The sequence below is a fragment of the Bradyrhizobium sp. 1 genome (genome assembly GCF_023073315.1).
Lineage (GTDB): Bacteria > Pseudomonadota > Alphaproteobacteria > Rhizobiales > Xanthobacteraceae > Bradyrhizobium.
The window spans coordinates 111421-132982 of the sequence record NZ_JADPJH010000034.1 but is presented as its reverse complement, the minus strand read 5'-3'; the positions used below and the strand labels follow the sequence as shown (position 1 = coordinate 132982).

Annotated in this window: 21 protein-coding genes; 10 read left to right on the top strand and 11 right to left on the bottom strand. The window is 64.3% G+C overall.

The genetic code is table 11. The annotated features are described in order from the left end of the window. Both IVB29_RS30585 and IVB29_RS30580 read left to right on the top strand, forming a co-directional pair. A complete protein-coding gene (locus tag IVB29_RS30585) occupies positions 1–1212 on the top strand; it encodes an NnrS family protein (RefSeq protein WP_247507135.1) in 1212 nt (403 codons plus the stop codon). A gap of 103 nt (positions 1213–1315) precedes the next feature. Continuing rightward, entirely contained in the window at positions 1316–1633 is a 318-nt protein-coding gene (locus IVB29_RS30580; protein WP_247507134.1) for an antibiotic biosynthesis monooxygenase, read from the top strand. A 14-nt stretch (positions 1634–1647) separates the two neighbouring features. Here the strand turns inward: IVB29_RS30580 and IVB29_RS30575 are convergent, their stop codons facing one another. Next, positions 1648–2685, bottom strand: coding sequence for an AraC family transcriptional regulator (locus IVB29_RS30575; RefSeq protein ID WP_247507133.1), 1038 nt, complete (start codon positions 2683–2685; stop codon positions 1648–1650). 202 nt (positions 2686–2887) lie between these two features. On the opposite strand from IVB29_RS30575, the gene IVB29_RS30570 reads away from it, so the two are divergent. Then, positions 2888–3508, top strand: a complete 621-nt coding sequence (locus IVB29_RS30570) for a response regulator (RefSeq protein ID WP_247507132.1) — start codon at positions 2888–2890, stop codon at positions 3506–3508. Between the two features lie 171 nt (positions 3509–3679). Next, positions 3680–5356, top strand: a complete 1677-nt coding sequence (locus IVB29_RS30565; protein WP_247507131.1) for a mucoidy inhibitor MuiA family protein — start codon at positions 3680–3682, stop codon at positions 5354–5356. A 59-nt stretch (positions 5357–5415) separates the two neighbouring features. Here the strand turns inward: IVB29_RS30565 and IVB29_RS30560 are convergent, their stop codons facing one another. From IVB29_RS30560 to IVB29_RS30545, 4 genes are read right to left on the bottom strand one after another with little or no spacing between them, the layout of a single operon-like run. Then, a complete protein-coding gene (locus IVB29_RS30560; protein ID WP_247507130.1) occupies positions 5416–6222 on the bottom strand; it encodes a heme ABC transporter ATP-binding protein in 807 nt (268 codons plus the stop codon). After that, positions 6219–7313, bottom strand: coding sequence for an iron ABC transporter permease (locus tag IVB29_RS30555; protein ID WP_247507129.1), 1095 nt, complete (start codon positions 7311–7313; stop codon positions 6219–6221). Before IVB29_RS30555 ends, IVB29_RS30560 begins: the two co-directional genes overlap by 4 nt. Continuing rightward, positions 7310–8260 (bottom strand): hemin ABC transporter substrate-binding protein, encoded by a 951-nt coding sequence (locus tag IVB29_RS30550; protein WP_247507128.1) that lies wholly within the window; start codon positions 8258–8260, stop codon positions 7310–7312. Before IVB29_RS30550 ends, IVB29_RS30555 begins: the two co-directional genes overlap by 4 nt. A 30-nt stretch (positions 8261–8290) precedes the next feature. Beyond that, positions 8291–8497 (bottom strand): hemin uptake protein HemP, encoded by a 207-nt coding sequence (locus IVB29_RS30545; protein ID WP_092034653.1) that lies wholly within the window; start codon positions 8495–8497, stop codon positions 8291–8293. A 245-nt stretch (positions 8498–8742) separates the two neighbouring features. Between IVB29_RS30545 and IVB29_RS30540 the strand changes: the two genes are divergently transcribed. The 6 genes from IVB29_RS30540 to IVB29_RS30515 all read left to right on the top strand — a co-directional run bounded on the left by IVB29_RS30540 (position 8743) and on the right by IVB29_RS30515 (position 14142). After that, positions 8743–11088 (top strand): TonB-dependent hemoglobin/transferrin/lactoferrin family receptor, encoded by a 2346-nt coding sequence (locus IVB29_RS30540; protein ID WP_247507127.1) that lies wholly within the window; start codon positions 8743–8745, stop codon positions 11086–11088. A 96-nt stretch (positions 11089–11184) separates the two neighbouring features. Then, positions 11185–11517 (top strand): antibiotic biosynthesis monooxygenase, encoded by a 333-nt coding sequence (locus IVB29_RS30535; RefSeq protein WP_247507126.1) that lies wholly within the window; start codon positions 11185–11187, stop codon positions 11515–11517. 24 nt (positions 11518–11541) lie between these two features. Next, the gene (gene hutX, locus IVB29_RS30530; RefSeq protein ID WP_247507125.1) at positions 11542–12057 is read left to right on the top strand and encodes a heme utilization cystosolic carrier protein HutX; all 516 of its coding nucleotides are present in this window, start codon (positions 11542–11544) and stop codon (positions 12055–12057) included. 28 nt (positions 12058–12085) lie between these two features. Beyond that, positions 12086–12862, top strand: a complete 777-nt coding sequence (gene exbB, locus IVB29_RS30525) for a tonB-system energizer ExbB (protein WP_247507124.1) — start codon at positions 12086–12088, stop codon at positions 12860–12862. A gap of 3 nt (positions 12863–12865) precedes the next feature. Further along, positions 12866–13309: a TonB system transport protein ExbD gene (gene exbD, locus IVB29_RS30520; protein WP_247507123.1), complete on the top strand. Its 444-nt coding sequence runs from the start codon at positions 12866–12868 to the stop codon at positions 13307–13309. Continuing rightward, positions 13309–14142, top strand: a complete 834-nt coding sequence (locus IVB29_RS30515; RefSeq protein WP_247507122.1) for an energy transducer TonB — start codon at positions 13309–13311, stop codon at positions 14140–14142. Before exbD ends, IVB29_RS30515 begins: the two co-directional genes overlap by 1 nt. 196 nt (positions 14143–14338) lie before the next feature. On the opposite strand, the gene IVB29_RS30510 is transcribed toward IVB29_RS30515, so the two are convergent. The 6 genes from IVB29_RS30510 to IVB29_RS30485 form a co-directional block, all read right to left on the bottom strand. Continuing rightward, positions 14339–15694, bottom strand: a complete 1356-nt coding sequence (locus IVB29_RS30510; RefSeq protein WP_247507121.1) for an esterase-like activity of phytase family protein — start codon at positions 15692–15694, stop codon at positions 14339–14341. Positions 15695–15791: 97 nt separating this feature from the next. After that, positions 15792–16760, bottom strand: a complete 969-nt coding sequence (locus IVB29_RS30505) for an MBL fold metallo-hydrolase (RefSeq protein WP_247507120.1) — start codon at positions 16758–16760, stop codon at positions 15792–15794. A 130-nt stretch (positions 16761–16890) separates the two neighbouring features. Further along, positions 16891–17787, bottom strand: coding sequence for a carbohydrate ABC transporter permease (locus tag IVB29_RS30500; protein ID WP_247507119.1), 897 nt, complete (start codon positions 17785–17787; stop codon positions 16891–16893). Next, a complete protein-coding gene (locus IVB29_RS30495; protein WP_247507118.1) occupies positions 17780–18736 on the bottom strand; it encodes a sugar ABC transporter permease in 957 nt (318 codons plus the stop codon). Before IVB29_RS30495 ends, IVB29_RS30500 begins: the two co-directional genes overlap by 8 nt. 133 nt (positions 18737–18869) lie before the next feature. Then, on the bottom strand, positions 18870–20210 hold the full coding sequence (locus IVB29_RS30490) for an extracellular solute-binding protein (RefSeq protein WP_247507117.1): 1341 nt from the start codon (positions 20208–20210) through the stop codon (positions 18870–18872). 98 nt (positions 20211–20308) lie between these two features. Beyond that, positions 20309–21352, bottom strand: a complete 1044-nt coding sequence (locus IVB29_RS30485; protein ID WP_247507116.1) for a C-terminal binding protein — start codon at positions 21350–21352, stop codon at positions 20309–20311. Positions 21353–21562: the final 210 nt, after the last annotated feature.

Here is a 21562-nt window from a genome sequence, read left to right as displayed (position 1 = left end):
ATGGCTGGCGCCCGATCCCGCAATTTTGAGGGCTGGCCGCTGTTTGCGAACAGCTTTCGGCCCTTTTTCCTGCTTGCCGCGATTCAGGCGGGCCTGTCGATCCTGGCCTGGCTGCCGATGTTCTATGGCGAATTGTCAGTGACGTCGGCCTTCGCGCCGCGCGACTGGCACGTCCATGAGATGCTCTATGGCTTCCTGCCGGCTGTCATCACCGGGTTCTTGTTCACGGCAATCCCGAACTGGACCGGGCGGCTGCCGATCCAGGGCATGTCGCTGGGGGCGCTGCTGGTGGTCTGGCTCGCCGGGCGTGCCGCCGTGCCCCTGTCTGCCGAGATCGGCTGGGCGTTTGCGCTGGTCGTCGATGCCGCATTCCTGGCGCTGGTCGTCGCTGCCGCAATGCGCGAGATCATCGCGGGCGGTAACTGGCGCAATCTGCCGGTGGTGGTCCTGGTTCTCGTGCTCCTCGCCGGCAATGTCGGCTTCCATCTCGAAGCGCATTACGCGGGCGCGGCCGATCTCAGCATTCGCGTCGGCATCGGCGTGGTCGTGCTGATGATCTCGCTGATCGGCGGCCGCATCATTCCGAGCTTTACTCGCAACTGGCTGGTCAAGTTCAATCCCGGCCGCCTGCCGGTGCCGTTCGGGCGCTTCGACGGCGCGATGATCGGATTGAGCGCGCTGGCGCTGATCGCATGGGTCGTGGCGCCGCTGAACACGATCACCGGCGTGGTGATGGCGCTCGTCGGAGCCCTGCATCTGGTCCGGCTAGCGCGATGGGCCGGTGACCGCACTACGCGTGAGCGGCTGCTGCTGATCCTTCACGTTGGCTACACCTTCGTGCCATCAGGCTTCCTGCTGAACGCCTTGGCCGGCTTCGGCGTGCTGCCGCCGAGCGCCGGCATTCACGCCTGGATGACGGGGGCTGCCGGGACCATGACGCTCGCGGTGATGACGCGCGCGAGCCTCGGCCACACCGGACAGGCGCTGACGGCTTCTCCCGCGACCCAGGGCATCTATGTCGCGATCGTCGTCGCGGCGCTGGCGCGGGTCGCGGCCGTGGTGATCCCTGCGTATAGCGACACGCTGCTGCATATTGCGGCCTGCGGCTGGGTCGTTGCGTTTCTCGGCTTTGCGGTCGCATTCGGCCCACTGCTCGCCGGCAGCTCCCGGCGCGCGCTCGCCATCATGGGCGTGCCGGCTCCGGCACGCTAAAATTTTTCCGGCGTAACAAACGCCGTCATCGATCCGAACCTGTCATTCGAGGTGCGCCTGCTGTCAGCCTGGCGTGGAAACGCGATTGAGGGATAGATCGAAAATGATCGGCGAAGTCGTTGTGATTGGCGGCCTGAAGTTGCGAGATGGCGTCTCGCTCGAGGAGTATGATCGACTGGGTGAGCGGATGTACAACATCGTCATCGGCCTTCCGGGCTTTCTGTCGGTCAAGTCATTCAAGGCCGACGATGGCGAGGAGCTGACCGTGTTTCGCTTCGCCTCGGAGGAGGCCCTCGAAGCCTGGCGGACTCATCCGGAGCACGTCGAGACCATGAAACGGGGGCATGCCGAATTCTATGCGAGCGGCTTCCTGCAAATCTGCAAGGTCATCCGCGAAGTCGGCCCCTTTGAGCACGCCTGATTGACGGATCGACCTTAAGCCGCACTGGCCGACGGCACGCCGCGCGCCCTCGCCAGCGGTCGCACGCCCTTGCGCCACGCGCTGATGGTGCAGCCGAACCGGCCCCTGAACCAGCGGGCCATCGCGCTTTGCGCGGAGAAGCCGAGCTGCGCGGCGATATCGGCCAGCGGCCGGTCGGGATCGTCGATCAGCTGGATCACGAGATCGGCGCGCTGAGCGTCGAGGATGGCCGAGAAGCTGGTGCCGGCCTCGGCCAAATGCCGGTGGATGGTGCGGCGGGTGCAGGCGAGGTGCTCGGCGACGCGCTCGACCGTGCAGTCGCCGGTGGGGAGCAGGCTGCGCACGACCTCGTCGACCTTCCCCTCCCAGCTTGCGGGGCGGGTCTCGATCGCCTCGATCCGCTTGCGCAGATAGCTCGCTATCAGCGGATGCGCGCTCGGGATCCGGCGCTCCATGTCGTGCGCCGACAGCATGATCGCATCGGTCTCGGCGTTGAACGTCACGCGGCAGCCGAAGAAGTCGCGATAGCGCTTGCGGTCGTGCGGAGGCGGATAATGCAGATGCACCTCCAGCGGCCGCCAATCGCTGCCGAACAGCGACTGGATGATGCGGTGAATGCTGCCGAGCGCCATGTCGATCGACTGCCGCGGCGCGGTCGGCTGCCGGCCGCGCAGATGCAGCGTGATGGTCACCGTCTGCTTGTTGCTGATAACGTCGAGCTTCATGCCGTCGTGATGGATATGAATGAAGCGCGAGAATGCGTCGATGGCTTCGCCGACGGTTGCCTGTTCGCGCACGATCAGGCCGACCGCGCCGAAATTGGTCAACCCGCCGCGCTCGGCGAGCCGCAAGCCGAAATCTTCGGCACCGGATGCCTCTGCCGATAATTCAAGCAGGCGACGCAGGCCTGAGACCGCAATGGGGGTGTCGGGCTTGTCGAGCACGGCCAGCGGCAGCCTGACCTTGCGCATCATCTGTCTGGGGTCGAGCCCGACCGACCGGGCGACCTCCGGGTAACAGCTCAAGCCTGCGCTGCGAATGAGGTCGGTCATGCGACCTGTTCCCGTCAACCACTCCGGCAGATGTCCCGAAATGTAAAGTTTCTGTCCCGATCCGTCAAATCTGGGAACAGGGTGGAACATACATATGGAAGACCGAAGCACAGCCGTGAATGCCGTGCTCATTGACGGCGGGGCGCGATGGAGCCCCCAGCCGTCTCCTTTCATTTGACCAAGACATTGCTGGATCGGGATTATGCCGGGGAACATGCTTTCCAAGGGTGAGGTATTCGTCATTGAGACGGACGCAACCTCCCGCGAACAATTGTCCGCCGCGCTCCAACAAAGCGCCTATGACGTGATCTGCTTCGCCGACGGCGCTTCGCTGCTGTCTGAGGCCAAGGCGCGGATGCCGGCCTGCGTGCTGCTGGAGATGCCGCCGGATCGCTCCGCTCTCGACGTGCTCAAGCGGTTGCGCGAGGAGAATTGCATGGCGCCGGTCCTGGTGACATCGGCCAACGGCAGCATCGCCATGGCGGTCGACGCGATCAAGAGCGGCGCGACCGACTTCATCGAAAAGCCGTTCCGCACCCACGACATCGTCGACCGGATCGATGCCGCCATCGACGAGGTCGCGCAGCCCGGCACGAGCCGGCAGCGCTGGCTGCCCGGCTGCGAACCCCTGACGGGGCGCGAAGGCGACGTGCTCGAGCATCTTGCCGCTGGCCTCACCAACAAGGAGATCGCCCGGCGCATGCATCTGAGCGCGCGGACGGTCGAGGGCTACCGTGCCAGCGTCCTGAAGAAGGCCGGCGCCAAGAACGTGACCGACCTGCTCCGCCGCATCTTCGGCCAGGGTTCGCCCGCGCAGGTTTAGGAACTCCGCCGCGGGACGACGACACGTTCCGCGGCCTTGGTGCCGCCGCCGCCGCGCCCCACGGAAACCCCAATCGAACCAGTTCCTCTGCTGCCGCGTCCAACCATGTTGGCGAGGCATTTGATCGCTCGCGTCCGGCTGGCGGCGCGGCGATACGGCAGGAGGGACTTTATGCGCATCACCGCAAGATGTTTGACAACGACGAGCCTGGTTCTGGTGACCATGGCGGCGGCATCGCCGTCATGGGCCGCCGATCTCGATACCAATTCGGCCATCGACACCGTCACGGTTTATCCCGACGGTGCCACCGTCACCCGCATCATCACGGTTGACCTGCCGTCCGGCGATACGACGCTGGTCGCCAAGGACTTCCCGCTCGCGCTCGATACATCCTCCCTCCGGGTCGAGGGAGAAGCGGGTACAAAACTCACCATCGGCACGATCGATGCGCGACCGCCGCGCGCGGCACCGGTCAATCTGCCCGAGTTGGAAAAGCGCATCGAGGCCCTGAGCGATCAGCGCGCCGACCTCCAGGGCGCAATCGACTCGGCCAATGCGCGACGCAAGTTTGCCGAGCACTTTGCCGAAGCCTCTCCGGTCGGCATCGGCGAGAAGGGCGAGGCGCGGCCGATCGCCGAATGGCGCGCGGCCTTTGCTGCGGTCGGCGAGGAAATCGCGAGCGCAGATACCGCCATCCGTGACGCCACGCGCAAGCTGCGCGCGATCGATCGGCAGATCGCGCAGCTCGAAGTCGAGCGCAAGGCTACGCCTCCGGCCAAGCTTGAGGTTCGCATGGACGTTGCCGCGGCAAACGCAACGAAGGCCACGCTGCGCGTTACCTACAATGTGCGCAATGCGCGCTGGCTGCCGCTCTATGACGCCCGCCTCGACACTGGCGCCAAGGACCGCAAGCCGCAACTCGAATTGGTTCGCCGCGCCGAGATCACGCAGTCGACCGGCGAGGACTGGTCGAACGTGGCGCTTGGCGTCTCCACGGTGCGTATCGGCCGCGGTGGTAGCGCCCCGGAGCTGGGTTCGCTGGTGGCGCAATATCCTCAGCCACCGAGGCCAATGGCACTCGGCGCGGCCTCCGATCTGGCAAGACCCGCGCCGGTGGCGCGTCAGGAACAATCGCGGGCGATGGGCAAGCTTGCGGAGTCACCCGAGCCGCGCCAGCGCGCCGACGAGCAGCAGGCGGTCGCCGAGATCGGCGACTTCCAGGCCACTTTCAAGATTCCAGGCCGCGTCAGTCTCGGCGCCGCCGAGGGCGCCAAGAGCCTGCGCATCGCCGCGATGAACGTGCCCGCCGACCTCATGGTCCGCGCGGCGCCCGTGATGGATCCGACCGCCTTCCTCGAAGCCAGCTTCAAGCAGACCGACGATACGACCCTGCTGCCGGGCAAGGTCGCGATCTACCGCGACGGCGTCTTTGTCGGCCGCGGCAAGCTTTCGGCCTCCGCCAAGGACGATATCGTGCGGCTCGGCTTCGGCGCCGACGACAAGGTGAGAATCGAGCGCTCTGTGCTCAAGCGCAACGAAGGCTCGGCCGGCCTGATCGTCACCACGTCAAAGACCGACGAGCGTTCGTTCAAGACGACGATCCGCAACGGTCACGATTTCCCGATCAAGGTTGCGATCGAGGATCAGCTACCGGTCAGCGAGAGCGAGGAGATCTCGGTCGAGATGCTGCCCGCGACAACGCCGCCGACCGCAAGCAACATCCGCGACAAGCGCGGCGTGCTGGAATGGTCGTTCGAGGCCAAGCCCGGTGAGGTCAAGGAGATCAACTTCGCTTGGCGCATCCGCTGGCCGAAGGACAAGAGCATGGTGGTCGTGCCGGCGGGGTAGGTTGCTAGCCACGAAGGACGTGCGCTCCCTCCCCCGCAAGCGGGGGAGGGAGCGGACCGTCATCGTGGCAACGTCGGTGCCGCCCGCATCGACTGCGGCAGCACGTACGGCATGCCGTCGTCAGTCTGGTGGACCACGGCGTCGATCTCGAAGATGTCGCGGATGATATCGCGCGTCACGATGTCCGCACGCGGGCCGTCGGCGACGAGCTTGCCGCCGTTCAGCACCACCAGCCGGTCGGCGAAGCGGATCGCGAGGTTGAGGTCGTGCAGGATCGCGATGACGGCGGTGCCGCCGGCCGCGCGACGGCGCGCGGCCTCGACGAGGTCGATCTGGTGGCGCAGATCGAGGCTCGAAGTCGGCTCGTCCAGCAGCAGAAGCCCCGGTCCATGTTCGGCTTCGCCGCAGGCGAGCTGCACCAGCACGCGGGCGAAATGGGTGCGCTGCTGCTCGCCGCCGGACAATGTCGGCAATTGCCGTTCGCGGAAATGCGCAAGGCCGACTTCGTCGAGCGCGGCGTCGACGAGCTGGCCGGTGTCGCGCGCGTTGCGTTCGCCCGCGCCCATCAGCACGATCTCCTCGACGGTGAACGGGAAGGTGACGTTGATGTGCTGGGACAGCATCGCACGGCGCGCGGCCAGCTCGCGCGGCGTGTAGCTCTTGATGTCGCGCTGCTTCAGCCGCACCTCACCTTCGCTCGGGCGCAGGTCGCCGGACAAGAGCCGCAGCAAGGTCGACTTGCCCGCGCCGTTCGGACCGATGATGGCGACCATCTCGCCGGCTTCAACCGTCAGGCCGACCCCATCGAGCAGCGTCGCGCGACCGGCGCGTTTGCCCAGGGCTCGCGCCTCGATTACCGCGCTCATAGCGAGCCGAGCCCGCGCTGTCGCAGCAGGATGCCGAGGAATACCGGCGCGCCGACCGCAGCGGTCAAAATGCCGATCGGCATTTCTGCGGGCGCAACGATGGTGCGCGCCAGCGTGTCGGCGCCGACCATGAGGATCGCGCCTGATAGCACCGAGGCCGGCAGCAGCAGCCGATGCGCAGGTCCAATGACAAGGCGCAAGAGATGCGGCACGACAATGCCGACGAAGCCGATGACGCCGCTGATCGACACTGCGACGCCGGTCATGGCGGACACCATGACGATCGATATCCGCTTGAGGCGCTCGACATCGACACCGCCGTGAAACGCATCGGCCTCGCCAAGCACCAGCAGGTCGAGGCCGCGCGCAATGTACGCACAGGCGCCAAGCCCGATGACGAGGATCGGCGCGAGCACGGCCACCTTGGTCCAGGTCGCGCCGCTCATCGAGCCTAGCAGCCAGAACGTGATGTCGCGGAGCTGGCGATCGTCGGCGATGAACACCAGAAGCCCGATGCCGGCATTGGTGATGGCGGTGATGGCGACGCCCGCGAGCAGGAAGATCGCGATCGAGGTGCGCCCGGCGCGGCTGGAAATGCCGTAGAGGAGGGCGGTCGTGGCGAGCGATCCCGCGAACGCCGCAAGTGGCAGCAGTTCGGTCTGGAGAAAGCGCAGTGTCTCGCCGAGCTGCGAATCCGTGAAGACGATCGCGCTTGCAGCCGCGAGTGCGCCGCCGCTGGAGACACCGACGAGGGCGGGATCGGCGAGCGGGTTGCGAAACAGGCCCTGCATGATCGCGCCAGCCGCGGCGAGGAGGCCGCCCACCATCGCGGTCGCCGCGATTCGGGGGATACGAATCGACCACAGCACGAGCTGGTCGCGCGCCGTCATGGCATCGGCGGTGGTGTTGCCGGTGAATCCGAGCGCGGCCGGCAAGCGTGAGAGGGGAATTCCGGCTGCGCCGACCGTCAGCGCAACGATGGCGGTGACAACCAGCGCTACGAGCAGAGAGGGAATCGCAATCGACGTGAACCGCCGTCCCGCGCCTGCTCGTCGCGGGCTCCGCGCGTTGGTCCCGACCGCCACATTCATTGCCGGCAATTCGTTGCCGACAGAGCCGATTTGAACGCGCCGCCGTCGGCCAATGCCGGATACAGCTTGACGGAGAGATCGCGCGCCGCCGATGCCGTGCGCGGGCCGAAGCCGAGCAAATAGAGCCCGTCCATCGTGATAAAACTCTTGTTGGCCGCGACCGGCGTCAGCGCAAAGCCGGGATGGGTGTAGACCGCATCGGCCTGGAGAGATTCCTTGCCGCGCTCGATCGACAGCACGACATCGGGTTTTGCGGCCACGATCGCCTCGTCGCCGATGATCTTGTAGCCGTCGTAATCATCGACGGCGTTGGCGGCGCCGGCGAGCTGGATGATCTCGTCGGCCGCGGTCTTGTGGCCGGCGACCATCGCGCGGCCGTTCTGGAGCGACATCACGAACATCACGCGCACCGGCTTCGTCACTTTGGCGCGCAGCGCGCGGAGCTGGGCGAGGTCGGTGCCGACCGCGGTGCTGAGGCACTCGGCACGCGCATCGACGCCCATGGCGTGGCCGACCAGTTTTATTTTCTCGATCAGACCGTCCTCGGTGAAGGTCTCCGGCACCAGCACCAGCGGCACCTTCGCCGTCTCCAGCACGTCCATGGTCTCGCGCGGGCCCGATCCCTGGATCGCCAGGATCAGCGTCGGATTGAGGCCGAGCACGCCTTCGGCGGAAATCTGGCGCATGTAGCCGACATTGGGTTTGTCGTGCAGCGCCGCCGTCGGATAGAGGCTCGTGGTGTCGACGCCGACGAGGCGGCTCTCCAGTCCGAGCGCATACAGGATCTCGGTGATGGCGCCGCCGATCGAGACCGTGCGGGCGAAGTCGGCAACAGTGACGTCGCGATTGCGCGCGTCATGCACGGTGATATCGGCGGCGTGCGCGTTCGACGCAAGCGCGATCGTGCCGGTGAGCAGGAGCTGTGTGAGGGTGCGACAAAATGACATGACAGGTTGCTTGGCAGGTTGCTCGGCAGGTTACTTGGTCAGGATCAGCTTGTTCTGCGAGGTGAGGCGAAGGCGATAGCTGTCCTCGCCATGCGCGATGATGATCTCGCGCTCGGCCGCAAACAGCTCGCGGCTGTCGATCCGGCTCCCGCGCATGGTGAGCGTTCTCGTTGTTGCAGAAGGGCTTTGTGTCGGCCCCGCGGCATCGCCGTGGTTGTCTCCGGATGCTGCTGACATTGTTGGTGTGATGCGCTTTCGAAATTTCAGATGTCCTGCTTTTACAGGCGGCATCGGGCGCATTCCAACGGCGGCAATTTACAATCGATGTAAACTGCAACCTGATGACATTGACCGCCCGAGTGTTGCCACGTAACCAATTATGGCAATGCGGGCCGGCGAGCCTGCACCACAAATAGCCAGCCAGTCGCTCGCCTCGTGCGGCGCACGCCAGCCAAATTAAGATAGATGATTGGGTTGGGGTTATGGCTGACGGGGCTAGGTGTTCGCGCGCCTTGATTTTGGGCGCGTCGGTGGTTTCAATCGCGGCATTGGCGACGGAAAGCAGTTTTGCGCAGACGGCTCAGCCACAGGCTGAAGGTGCGTCGTCCGAACGGCCGAAACAAGCCAGGCGCAAGCCGGCCAAGCCGCAAATTGCGCAGCAGGCGACGCCCGACTCCATGAACGCCCGCGCCCAGGCCGGCACGGCGACCGTTCAAACCCTCGACACCATCACGGTCGCTGCAACGAAGACCAAGGAGCGCGCGATCGACTCGCTCGCGCCCGTCAGCTCGATTTCACTCGACCAGATCCAGGGTCTTCAGCCGAACCGGCTGTCGGGCATCTTCTATGCCGTGCCCGGCGTGTCGTTCCAGGAACGCGGCGACGATCCTGCGACCGTCATCAACGTCCGCGGCTTGCAGGATTTCGGCCGCGTTGCGGTCGTCGTCGACGGTGCGCGGCAGAATTACCAGCGCACCGGCCACAACGCCAACGGCTCCTTCTTCCTCGATCCCGAATTGATCGGCGGCGTCGACGTCGTGCGGGGACCGACCGCGAACATCTACGGCTCCGGCGCGATCGGCGGCTTGGTCTCGTTCCGCACCAAGGACATCAACGACGTGCTGCGTCCGGGCGAGCGCTGGGGCGTCGATCTCTCCGGCTCCTACGGCTCCAACAACAATCGTGGCCTCGGCTCGGTCTTCGGCGGCGTGCGCGCCACGCCCGATGTCGATATCTTCGGCGGCGCGGTCTACCGCACGCAGAGCAACTACAAGGACGGCAACGGCACCGAGATCGGCAACACCAACAACCAGGTCGAGGCCGGGCTGTTGAAGCTCACGGTGCGCCCCGCTCTTGGTCACGAGGTCAAGTTCGGCGCCACCTTCCAGGATTATCAATACACGATCGGCCAGATGAACACCGGCCCGGTGGCGACCGCCGCCCAGCGCGCGCTCTATCAGGGCTCGTCGGTCTATGGCTCCGACGCCAAGAACTACACCGGCACGTTGACCTGGAACTATTCGCTGCCGAGCGACAATCTGTTCGACTCGCACGTGTCCGTCTACGGCAACCGTACCGACAATGACCAGACCAAGACCTATCACTATTCGACCGGCGGCGCGGCCTATTGCGGCGCCGGCAATTTCGGCAACAACATCTCCGGCTGCGTCGGCGACAAGCGCAGCTATTCGCTCGACACGTTTGGCATCGACGCCAACAACACCACGCGCTTTAACGTCGGCGACTGGCGTAATGCCGTCACATACGGCTTCGATGCGTTCCAGGACGACGTGATCACGACCGATAGCCGCGGCAACTCCAACATCACCACGCCGAGCGGCATCCGCACCGTGTCGGGCGGTTTCATCCAGTTGAAGCAGAATTACGGCACCTGGTTCGAGGCAGTCAGCGCGATCCGCTACGATCGCTACAATCTGCAATCGGGAGCCACGAACACCGGCGGTGACCGCTTCTCGCCGAAGATCACCCTCGGCGTGACGCCGGTTGCCGGCTTCCAGCCCTATGTCAGCTACGCCGAAGGCTATCGTGCACCCTCGATCACCGAGACCGTGATCTCCGGCGCGCATGCGACCGGCGGCGGGCCGGCCTTCTTCGTCTGCCCCGACGGCACCAGCGGCCTGTTCTGCTTCCTGCCCAACCCGAACCTTCGTCCCGAGGTCGGCAAGAACAAGGAAGTCGGCTTCAACCTGAAATACGACAACATCTTCTCGGCCTCCGACTCGTTCCGCGGCAAGATCAATCTGTTCCGCAACGACGTCTCCGACTACATCGACCTCGTCGCCTCGACGCCGATCCCGACCGGGTTCGGTTCGTTCAGCCAGTTCTACCAGTACCAGAACATCGCCAATGCCCGCATCGAGGGCTTTGAGGCGGAGACGATGTACGACGCCGGCGGCTGGTTCATCGGTGTTGCCGGACACTATATCCAGGGCAAGAACGTCCAGACCAATATCGGGCTCGCGACCATCACCCCGCGCAAGGTCGTCACGACCGGTGGTGTCCGCCTGCTCGATCGCAGCCTGATCCTGTCGGCGCAATGGGCATCGTATGGTGCGAACAACGACGTCCCTGCCGGCTATGTCCCTTCGACCGGTTACGAGCTGGTCAACCTCTACATGACTTACGCCGCCACCAAGGACATCGTGTTCTCGGCGTCGATCGACAACCTCTTGAACCAGTACTACCGGCCTTATGCCATTCCCGGCAGCTCGACCGACGGCACCACGCAGAACGACGTGCTGTGGACGAGCGCAGGGGCCGGCAGGGTCTACAAGGCCGGCCTGAAGATTCACTTTGGAGGTGCGTAGCCGTAGGCGTCGCAACACCAGCAATCCTGCCGGGCCGCGCTGATGCTCCAGCGCGGCCTCGGCGCGTTCTCGTTTTAATCAGAAGGAGAGACTTTTATGTTCATCGCCATGAATCGTTTCCAGGTGAAGAAGGGCGCAGAGACCGCGTTCGAAACCGTCTGGGCTACCCGTGAATCCTATCTCGGCAGCATGCCGGGCTTCGTCGAGTTTCATCTGCTGAAGGGCCCGGAGGCCGAGGACCACACGCTCTATTCGTCGCACACCCTTTGGGCCGACAAGGCGGCGTTCGAGGCCTGGACGCGCTCGGACCAATTCCGTCGTGCCCATGCCCGCGCCGACAATCCGACCGGCGAAAGCCTCTATCTCGGCCACCCCAAGTTCGAGGGCTTCGAGGTGATCCAGAGCGAACGCAAGGCTGCGGCGGCCTGAGGCGGCGTCGATAAGGAGCTGGACATGCTGAGTACCGATCTCGCCGATCTCAAGGCGTATATGGCCGAAAATCCCGGCGCGGTGATCGAGGACGTTGCGCGCGAGCGCAAGGTCAGCCCACGCGCGGTGATCGCGGTGCTGCCATCGTCGATGGTGCGGATTGGAGGCGGCGAGCATTTCGCCGCCGCCATGCAGGACATCGGGCAATGGGGTGAGGTCACGCTGATCGTCCACACCGATGATGCGATCTTCGAGTTCACAGGTCCCATTCCCGCGGGCGAGATCGGCCGCGGCTATTTCAACCTGATGCAGCCGAAGGGATTGCACGGCCATCTCCGTCACGAGCGCTGTGCGGCCGTCGCTTTCGTCGAGCGTCCGTTCATGGGCAAAAGCTCGGCGTTCGTCGCCTTCATCAATGCAGACGGCGGCATCATGTTCAAGGTGTTCGTCGGCCGCGACGAGACCCGGGCGCTGCGCAGCGATCAGCTTGCCCGGTTCCAGCAGCTTGCGTCGCGGATCGCGGCCTCGCCCATGGCGTAGCTTCTTTATTATCTGTCGGGAGATCAGGATGCAGGGCGTTTCAAAGCTTCGGCGAATGATCGTAACAATCGCGCTGGCGCTCGTGCCGGCGCCGGCCTTTGCGATCGACGAGGCGCTGTTGCCGCGCAATCTGTCGCCCTGGGGCATGTTCCTCGGTGCCGATATCGTCGTGAAGACGGTGATGGTGGGGCTCGCCTTCGCCTCGCTGGTGACATGGACGGTGTGGCTCGCCAAGTCCATCGAGTTGCGCCGCAAGGGCACGCTTGCCATGCAGCGGACGCGCGCGCTCGAAGGCAACATCAAGCTGACGGAGGCGGCGGAGCGGGCCGGCGACGCACATGATTCCGTCGCGCAGCTCATCCAGTCTTGCACCAAGGAAGCCGAGCTCTCCGGCGGCGTGCTCGACGACGGCCTTCAGGAGCGCGTGGCGCTGCGACTGGAACGGGTCGAGGCGGCGATGTCCAGGCAGATCGCGCGCGGCACCGGCGTGCTCGCGACCATCGGCGCCACCGCACCCTTCGTCGGCCTGTTCGGCACGGTCTGGGGCATCATGAACGCCTTCATCGGCATCTCCGAGAGCCACACCACCAGCCTTGCGGTGGTCGCACCCGGTATCGCGGAGGCACTGCTTGCAACCGCGCTCGGTCTCGTTGCTGCGATCCCGGCGGTGGTGATCTACAACCATCTGGTCCGCGGCATCGCCAATTACCGCGCGCTGCTCGGCGACGCCTCGGCACAGCTGATGCTGCTGGTCAGCCGGCAGCGCGACAACAGAGAGTTCCGCCTGGCGCGGGCGGCGGAGTAGGCCATGGGCGCGAAGTTCGCAGGCACCGGATCGCCCCGCAAGCGCGGCGACCTTGATGATCTCGACGTCACCCACGAGATCAACGTCACGCCGTTCATCGACGTGATGCTGGTGCTGCTGATCATCTTCATGGTGGCCGCCCCGCTCGCCACCGTCGATATCGGCGTCGAGTTGCCCGCGACCGCCGCCGAGCCGGCGCCGCGGCCGGACAAGCCGACTTTCGTGACGGTGAAGCCCGATCTCACGATTGCCGTCGGCGAGGACACCATGGCCCGCGAGGGCCTCGCCACCGCGCTCGATGCCGCCACAAAGGGCCGCAAGGACGAGCGGATTTATCTGCGCGCCGACAAGGCGGTGAGCTACGGCGATCTGATGGAGGTGATGAACATTTTGCGCAATGCCGGCTATCTCAAGGTCGCGCTCGTCGGCCTCGATGGACGCAACTGATGGCCGCGGCGAACGCCTTTGCCCTGCACGAGCCGCTTCGAGAGCGCGAAACGGCGCGCTGGGGTGGATCGGCGGCGGTGATCGTGGCCTTGCATATCACAGCCGCGCTGCTGGCGATGAGTTGGCTGAGGTCGCAGCCCGAGCAGGGCGTGACCCTGCCGGCGATCATGATCGATATGTCGCCGGCGACGTCGGCGCCGCAGCCAACGCAAGACGACGTTGCGCCGGGGCCGTTGATGCAGGAGGCCGACGCTTCGCCGCCGGAGCCGGTGCAGCGACAAGCCGTCGAGGAAACTATCGCGCCGACGCCGCCACAGGACAAGCCTGACGTCGTGGCGCCGCCTGAGCAGAAGTTGGAGCCAGCACCGGCCAAGCCCGAACCTGCCAAGATCGTGCCGGTCGCAAAGCCTGCGCTGGAGAAGCCGAAGGTAGTCCGCCGCGAGGCGAAGAAGCCATCGGACGCGACGCCTGCGCCGCGCACCAGCGCGCCGCCGCGGGCCGAGCGCGAGGCGCCGATGGCATCCGCCATGAGCGCGGGCGCGGTGGCTTCAGCGATCGCGTCCTACAATCAGCGCGTCCGCGCGCATCTGATGCGCTTCCATTCATATCCATCCGGCGGCGGCGGCGCGCGCGGCGTCGCCAAGCTGAGCTTCACCGTCAGCCGCAGCGGGCAGGTGACATCAAGCCGTCTCGGCGGCTCGTCGGGCGTTGCCGCCTTCGACGCGCAGGCCATGTCGATGATCCGCCAGGCCTCGCCGTTTCCGCCGATCCCGGACGAGATCAGGAACGGCTCGATGAGCTTCTCGATCCCGGTTGAGTTTACGGTGAGGTAGATCTTTCTTCACCTCGCCCCGCTTGCGGGGAGAGGTCCGATTGCATCGAAGATGCGATCCGGGTGAGGGGGACTCTCCGCGAGTCCGTCTGTCACCGTCTTCGCGGAAGCAGCCCCTCACCCCAACCCTCTCAGCGCGAGCGAAGCTCGTCGCGGCCCCGCAAGAACGGGGAGAGGGAGACGAGAGAGCCTCGCCCTTACTTCGCCTTCAGAAAATCCGCGACGTCGAGCAGCATGAACTCGTTGTCGTCGGCCTTGTTGGGATCGCGGCTGGACGAGAACGGCAGATTGTTGTCGTTGCCGACGATGATGTGGGTGTCGTCGACGCGATCGACGTTCTCGATGGTGAAGAACGGGAAGGTGTAGACGCCGTCATTGAGGGCTTTCCGCGCTTTCTTGTCGGGGTCCTGGATCTTCAACAGGTCGATGTAGCCGATCTTGCGGACGGGCTTGCCGACATTGGCGTCAGTGAGTTCGATCTTGTAGACACGCTTGAACTTGGCGACATCAGGGAAGCAGTTCTCGCCGCGGGTGCCTTGCGGACAGGCCTTGTCGGCTGTGCCTTCGCCGTTGTCGCGCTCGATGATGAGGCCGGCGCTCGGATCGATCATGTTGAAATCGCCGATGGCGTTGCCGTTCTGCTCGAACACATACTGCCAGTAGCGGCCGGTGAATTTTTCCGCCGCGACGTCGAATTCGAGGATGCGGGAGGCTTCCTTGCCGTCGACCCTCTCCCAGTCCTTCTTGTCGGCATCCCACAGCGGCCCCTCGAGCAGGCCGTAGAGGAATTTTCCGTCCTTGGACGACGCAAAACCCTCATAGCCCTTGGAACGGCGGAGGTTGACGTTGGTGTAGGTTGCGCCCGGGGCGCCCGGCGTCGCAACGGCCCAATGATCCGGCGAGCGCACCGGCTTGCCGTCGGCAACGGTCTCGAACACACCGAGGATTTTTCCAGTCTTGTCGGCCTTCAGGATGTAGGGGCCGAACTCGTCGCCGATCCAGAAGGTGTCGCCGATGATCTGGAAACCTTCGGTGTCGAAGTCGGAGCCGCTGAGGTAGCGCTTCTGCGTATCCTCGTGCACGATGCGGAACGGCACCTTCTTGTCGGGATCGTGCAGGAAGATGGTCTCCTGCCGCTCGATCTTGCCGCCGGCCCAATCCATCTTGTAGCGGTTCAGGTACAGCATCGAATCCGGCGAGTTGGCGCGCGCGCCCATGCCGTTGTCGGTGATCACCCAATAGCTGCCGTCGGGCATGTGCTTGATGCCGGAATGGCCCTGCAGCGGCTGGCCCTTGAACGGCAGTGACACGCCGGTCGCACGCTCATAGGATTTGCCCATCACGGTGCCGAGCGCATCGACGCGCTTGCCGGTGGTGTATTTGCCCGAGGTCTTGAGATCGGCGGGGGCGTCAGCCGGCGCGTCGATGAACGTCGCGGCCGGCATCACCACGTGGCCGGCGAGCTTGGCCGGGAATTCGCCTTCGCTCTGCGCAAGCGCCGTGCTCGCGGTGAGAATGATTGTTGCGACGGTGCTGAGAAAAGTCGCGCGCATGTGCGTCTCCTGTTATCGGAGGCCGTCTTATGCGGACCGCATATTGCAGTTTTGTGAAATCGGGCCAAACGCCGCAGTGCGGCTATTCCTTGCCGCCTCACACGCCCTCATAGACCAGTCTGGTGAAAAAGCCGGGGTCGATGACGAACTGGCCAAACTTCGCGTCGAACGCGGCGGTGGGCTTGGCGGCAACCGTCTCGTCGCGCGTCTTTCCCTGTTTCTTGAGGTTGCCGACATTGTCCCGGATCGCGACCAGCATGTCGCGGAAGCCCTGGAGCTCCGCCTTGTTGCTGACGGGCTTGCCGTGACCGGGAATGATGATGGTGTCGTCCTTGGCCATCGCCAGATTGGCGTCGGACGCGGCGATCATGCCGTCGATGCTGCCGCCCGTCGAATAGTCGATGAACGGATAGATGCCGTTCCAGAACGTGTCGCCGACATGAAGGACGTTGGCTTCGGTGAACATCACCGAGATGTCGCTGTCAGTATGCGCCGGTCCGTAATATTTCAGCGCGATCGATGCGCCGTTGACCTTCAGATGATGATCCCCAGCGAACACCTGGCTCGGAACAGCGCTGGGCGGCAAGGCGAGGAAATTGTAATCCCAGTCTTCGACCCGCTGAACGACGGAAAGATGTTTGCGGGTGTTTTCGTGGGCGAGGATCTTTGCGCCCGCCGCGTGCAGCCACTCATTGCCGTCGGCGTGGTCGAAGTGCCAGTGCGTATTGATGAGATGCGCGACCGGCTCGTTGCCGAGCTCGGCCAGCGCCTTGCTGATCCGTTGACGCGAGACGCCGATGCCGGCATCGACCAGAAGCTTGCCGTCAGGTCCGGTGAGGACGGCAATGTTGCCGCCGGACCCTTCCAGCACGCTGACATTGTTGCGCAGCTTGTAGGTCGTGATGGGAGAAATTGCCGCGCTGTCCTTGATCAGGCTGACGAGGCCGCGCGCCTCGGCGTATGCCTGCCTGGGAGTAAGCCAACCCGTTGTGGCAGCGAAAGCGCCGCCGACGCAACACAGGCAAAAGCCCCGTCGAGACAATGAGGGGAGGCTTGGCGATGCCATGCGATTCTCGCTTTCTGAAGCGGGTATCGATGGCACAAACAGTCGCCCCGCCGTTGGTGCGGCAAGGTGGGACCAAAGACGCACGGGGTCTATCAGGATAGCACGATCCACCGTGATCGCACGGAAGCTGCTATTCCTTCACCGCGCCGGTCAGCGAGGACACGTAATAATCCACGAACAGCGAGTAGAAGATCGCGACCGGCAGCGAGCCGAGCAGCGAGCCCGCCATCAGTGCACCCCATTGATAGACGTCGCCGGTGACGAGTTCGGTCAGGATTGCGACCGGCACGGTCTTGTTGGCGCCGCTCTGGATGAAGGCGAGCGCGTAGATGAACTCGTTCCAGGACAGCGTGAAGGAGAAAATGCCGGCCGAGATCAGGCCGGGCACTGCGAGCGGCAGCGTGATCCGGCGCAAAATCTGCAGGCGCGTGGCGCCGTCGACCAGCGCGCATTCCTCGAGCTCGTAGGGGATCGACTTGAAATAGCCGATCAGAAGCCAGGTGCAGAACGGCACCAGGAAGGTCGGATAGACCAGGATCAGGGCCAGCGGCGAATCGAACAGGCCGAACTGCACCACGACGGTCGCCAGCGGAATGAACAGGATCGACGGCGGCACGAGATAGGCCATGTAGATGCCGAGGCCCACGTAGGGACTGCCGCGGAAACGCAGGCGCTCGATGGCGTAGGCCGCGAGCGTGCTCGCGATCAGCGACAGCGTGGTCGAGCCGATCGCGACCAGCATCGTCGTCCATAGCCAGCGCGGATAGGCGGTGTCGAACAAGAGATGCTTGATATGCGCCAGCGTCGGCGAGGTGATCCAGAACGGGTTGTGATCCTTGAAATTCATCAGCTCCGCGTTCGGCTTGAATGACGTGATTGCCATCCAGTAGAACGGGAACAGCAGGATCAGCACGAAGCAGCCGAGCGGCAAATAGATCATCATCAGCCGCCGCAGCCCGGAATCCCAGGCCATGGTGTCTGGCGGTGTGGTGGCGACGGCGGAGGCTTGCGCGACGGTATCAGTCATTGCTCTCTCCCTGCTGCCATTTGCGGCGTGCCAGGCCGAAATAGGAGAACAGCGTCGCGAACACCAGGAACGGGATCATCGACACCGCAATCGCCGCACCTTCGCCGAGCTCGCCGCCGGCGATGCCGCGCTGGAACGCCAGCGTGGCCAGCAGATGGGTCGAGTTGCCGGGCCCGCCGCGGGTGATGGCGTAGACGAGCTGGAAGTCGGTGAAGGTGAAGATGATCGAGAAGGTCATGACGATGGCGAGGATCGGCATCATCATCGGGAAGGTGATGTAGCGGAAGCGCTGCCAGGCGCTGGCACCGTCGAGCATCGCGGCCTCGTAGAGCGAGGGCGAGATGGTCTGCAGGCCCGCCAGCAGCGAGATCGCGACGAAGGGAATGCCGCGCCAGATGTTGGCGGCGATCAGCGAGAAGCGCGCCGGCCAGGGCATACCGAGGAAATCGATGTTGGTCGTGCGCCAGTGCAGCACGTCGACCAGGAGATAGGAGATGATCGAGAATTGCGGATCGAAGATCCACCAGAAGGCGAGCGCCGAGAGCACAGTCGGCACGATCCATGGCAGCAGGATGATCGCACGTAGCAGGCTTTTGAACGGAAAATGGTTGTTGAGCAGCAGCGCCAGCCAGAAGCCGAGCGCGAACTTCCCGAAGGTCGCGATCCCCGTGTAGACCACGCTGTAGAACACGGCGTTCCACCACAGGGGATCGGTGAGCAGATACTGGAAGTTCTCGAAGCCGACGAAGACGCCCTTTCTTCCGATCGTGGTGTCGGTGAATGCGAGCCAGATGCCGAGGCCGAGCGGATAGGTCAGGAACACTGCGAGCAGCCCGATCGCCGGCGTAAGGCACATCACGATCAGGAACGGCTTGTAGTCGAACAGGCGTACGATCCAGCCCGGCTGCCGCTGTGCCGGTGCGAGAGGGGGAAGTGTGGTCACGGACATCAGTTTGTTGTCCTGTCTGTGTAAGTCTCACTCCACCGTTATTGCGAGGAGCGCAGCGACGAAGCAATCCAGACTGCAACTGCGGAGACAGACTGGATTGCTTCGCTTCGCCCGCAGTGACGGCGCCTCTGTCTTACTTCTGCCTGCGGAAATACCGCTTGCAGCGCTGCTCGGCTTCGGCGGCCGCGGCTTCCGGCGTGGCGGCGCCGGTCGCGACGGATGCGAACATCTGGATCAGCACATAGTCGGCGCTGACAGCACCCGTCGCGGTCGAGATCGGGCCAGCGTAGCCGTCATAGTAGATGGTGTTCATGGTGTCCTTGAAGATCTTGATCTTGGGATCTTCGCTCCAGACCTTGGTCTCCGCATAGGCGGCGAGCGGCTGGGCCCAGTAGCCGGAATTGGCGTTGAGCCACGGCTCGTACTGGTCTTTCTCCAGCATGTATTGCAGAAAGGCCTTTGCGGCGTTGGGGTACTGGCTGTGCTTGAACACCATGGCGTTCAGCGTCAGGCCCGCCATCGGAGAGACCTTGGCCTGTCCCTTCGGCAGCAGCTGATGTTCGCTGTCCTCGGCGATCGCCTTGGTCGCTGGGTCGTTCTTCAGCGAGAAATACAGCGAGACGCCGTTGGCGGTCAGCGCGATCTCCTGCGCGGCGTAGGCCCGGTTGTTGCTGACGTCGTTCCATGACGTCGTCCCGGCGATGAAGGTCGGATAGAGCTGCTTGACCCAGTTCAGTGCGGCGATCGTCTCCTTGCTGTTGATGACGACGTGGCCCTCGTCGTCGAGCAGCGCGGCGTTGTGCGACCACAGCGCCCAGTTCGCAAAACCGTTGCCGTCGCCCTTGGCGTTGCCGAGCGCGAAGCCCGCCGGCTTGCCCGCCTTCTGGAGCTTCTGGCAGAGGTCGAGGATACCGGCATGGTCTTCCGGCACCTTGTCGAAACCGACCGATTGCAGGATCGATTTGCGGTAGATCAGGGGGCCCGCGGTGGCGCCGAACGGCAGTCCGATCCACGCGTCGCTCTTGTTCTTCTTGCCGTAGCGCTGTGCCAGCGGCAGCCAACCGCCGTAGCGCTTGCCGACATAGTCGGCGACGTCGGTCAGCTCGATCAGCTTGTCGATATAGATGTGCGGCGCATCGGAGAAGCCGATGATGATATCGGGGCCGGCCCCGGAATTGGCGGTCACCGCGGTCTGCTGGTTGATGTCCTCCCAGCCGACGAAGTCGACCTTGACCTCGACGCCGGTTTCCTTGGTGAATTTGGCCGCATTGGCGCGGAACACGTCCTCGTCGGCCTGGACGAAGCGCACCGGCCGCAGCATGCGCAGCGTCGCGCCCTTCTCGATTTCGCGCTTGGGCGCCGGGACGTCGGCGGCCTTGATGTTTGATGTTTGCGCTGCAGCACCAGTGGCTGCGAACGTTGCAGCGGACAGGCCCAGCGCCAAGGCATCACGACGTGTGATGTCGTTCCTCATCAGTTCCTCCCTATGATGTCTCCCTTCCCGGCGTTGATCGCCGGTGAAGGGTCGTTCCGGCCTTTTGCCGGTCTTCCGGCGCGGTTTGCGCCGGCCGTCTAGCTGTTCGGTCCGCGATCCATGCTGACGGGCTGCCAGCGGCGGAGCGCGGTGTCTTGCAGCACCGACGGATTCACACAGCTTACCGGCCACATGCCCTGAAGCACCAGTGACAATTCGTAGCCTACGCGCCGCTTGCGCGCTTCGTCGAACCGTGCCGAGGCCGAGGCGACATGGGCGGTCAGGGTCACGTTCTCCATGCGCAGGATGGGATTGTTGTGCGAGGGCGGCTCCTTCTCCAGCACGTCGAGGGCGGCGTGCGCGATCCAGCCCTCCTGCAGCGCCTTGATCAGGCTCTCCTCATCCACCGTGGCGCCGCGGCCGGTATTGATGAACACCGCGCTCTTTTTCATCTGCCGAAAGTGCTTCTCGGTCAGCATGTGATGCACTTCGGGCCTTGCAGGTGCGTGCATCGAGACGAAGTCGGATTGCGACAGCACCTCGTTCAGCGTCGCCGGGATCACGCCGTGGTCGGACATCAGCGTTTCCTGGATGAAGGGATCGTAGGCTATCATGCGCAGGCCGAACGGCGCCGCGCGCTTCGCAACCGCACGTGCGACGCGGCCGAACGAGACGAAGCCGAGCGTCTGGCCCATCAGCCGCGGGACTTTCAGCAGCGCCGGCCGGCCTTCAGTCCAGCGGCCGTCGCGCACCATCCGGTCCTGCTCGACCAGGCGGCGGAAGCCCGCGAGCAAGAGCATCATGGCGTGGTCGGCAACCTCCTCGATGAAGGTATCGGGGATGTTGGTGACGGGAATGCCGCGTGCGGTCGCGGCCTTGACGTCGACGCTGTCGACGCCGACCGAGCCGAGCGTGATGACCTTGCAGCTCTCCAGTGCATCGATGATGGTCTTGGTGATCGCGATGCCCTTGGCGTAGATCGCGTCGGCATTCTTGGCGGCGGCGATGAACTCCGCCTCGTTGGCCGGAGCCTCGACGATCTCGGCACCGATCGGATCGAGCGCCTCGCGCTCGTAGGAATAATCGCTGCCCGCGACCGTGAAGCTCGCGCCCTTCGGCGTTACCACCCTGTATTTCGGCATTTCCTGCTCCCGATTTGGTTTGTCGGTTCTTGTTGCGGGCCCGGCCTTCTTGGCGGGCCTTTGCGTCTTTTACGCGAAATCGATACGCGTGCGTACAATTCACGGTTGTCCGGCGCGATGATTATTGCCGATTTTGATGGCATCGTCCGGGCTTCTACGGAGGCACGTAAGTAACTTGCTAAGGGGTCTCACACTAAAAGTTGATTCAAT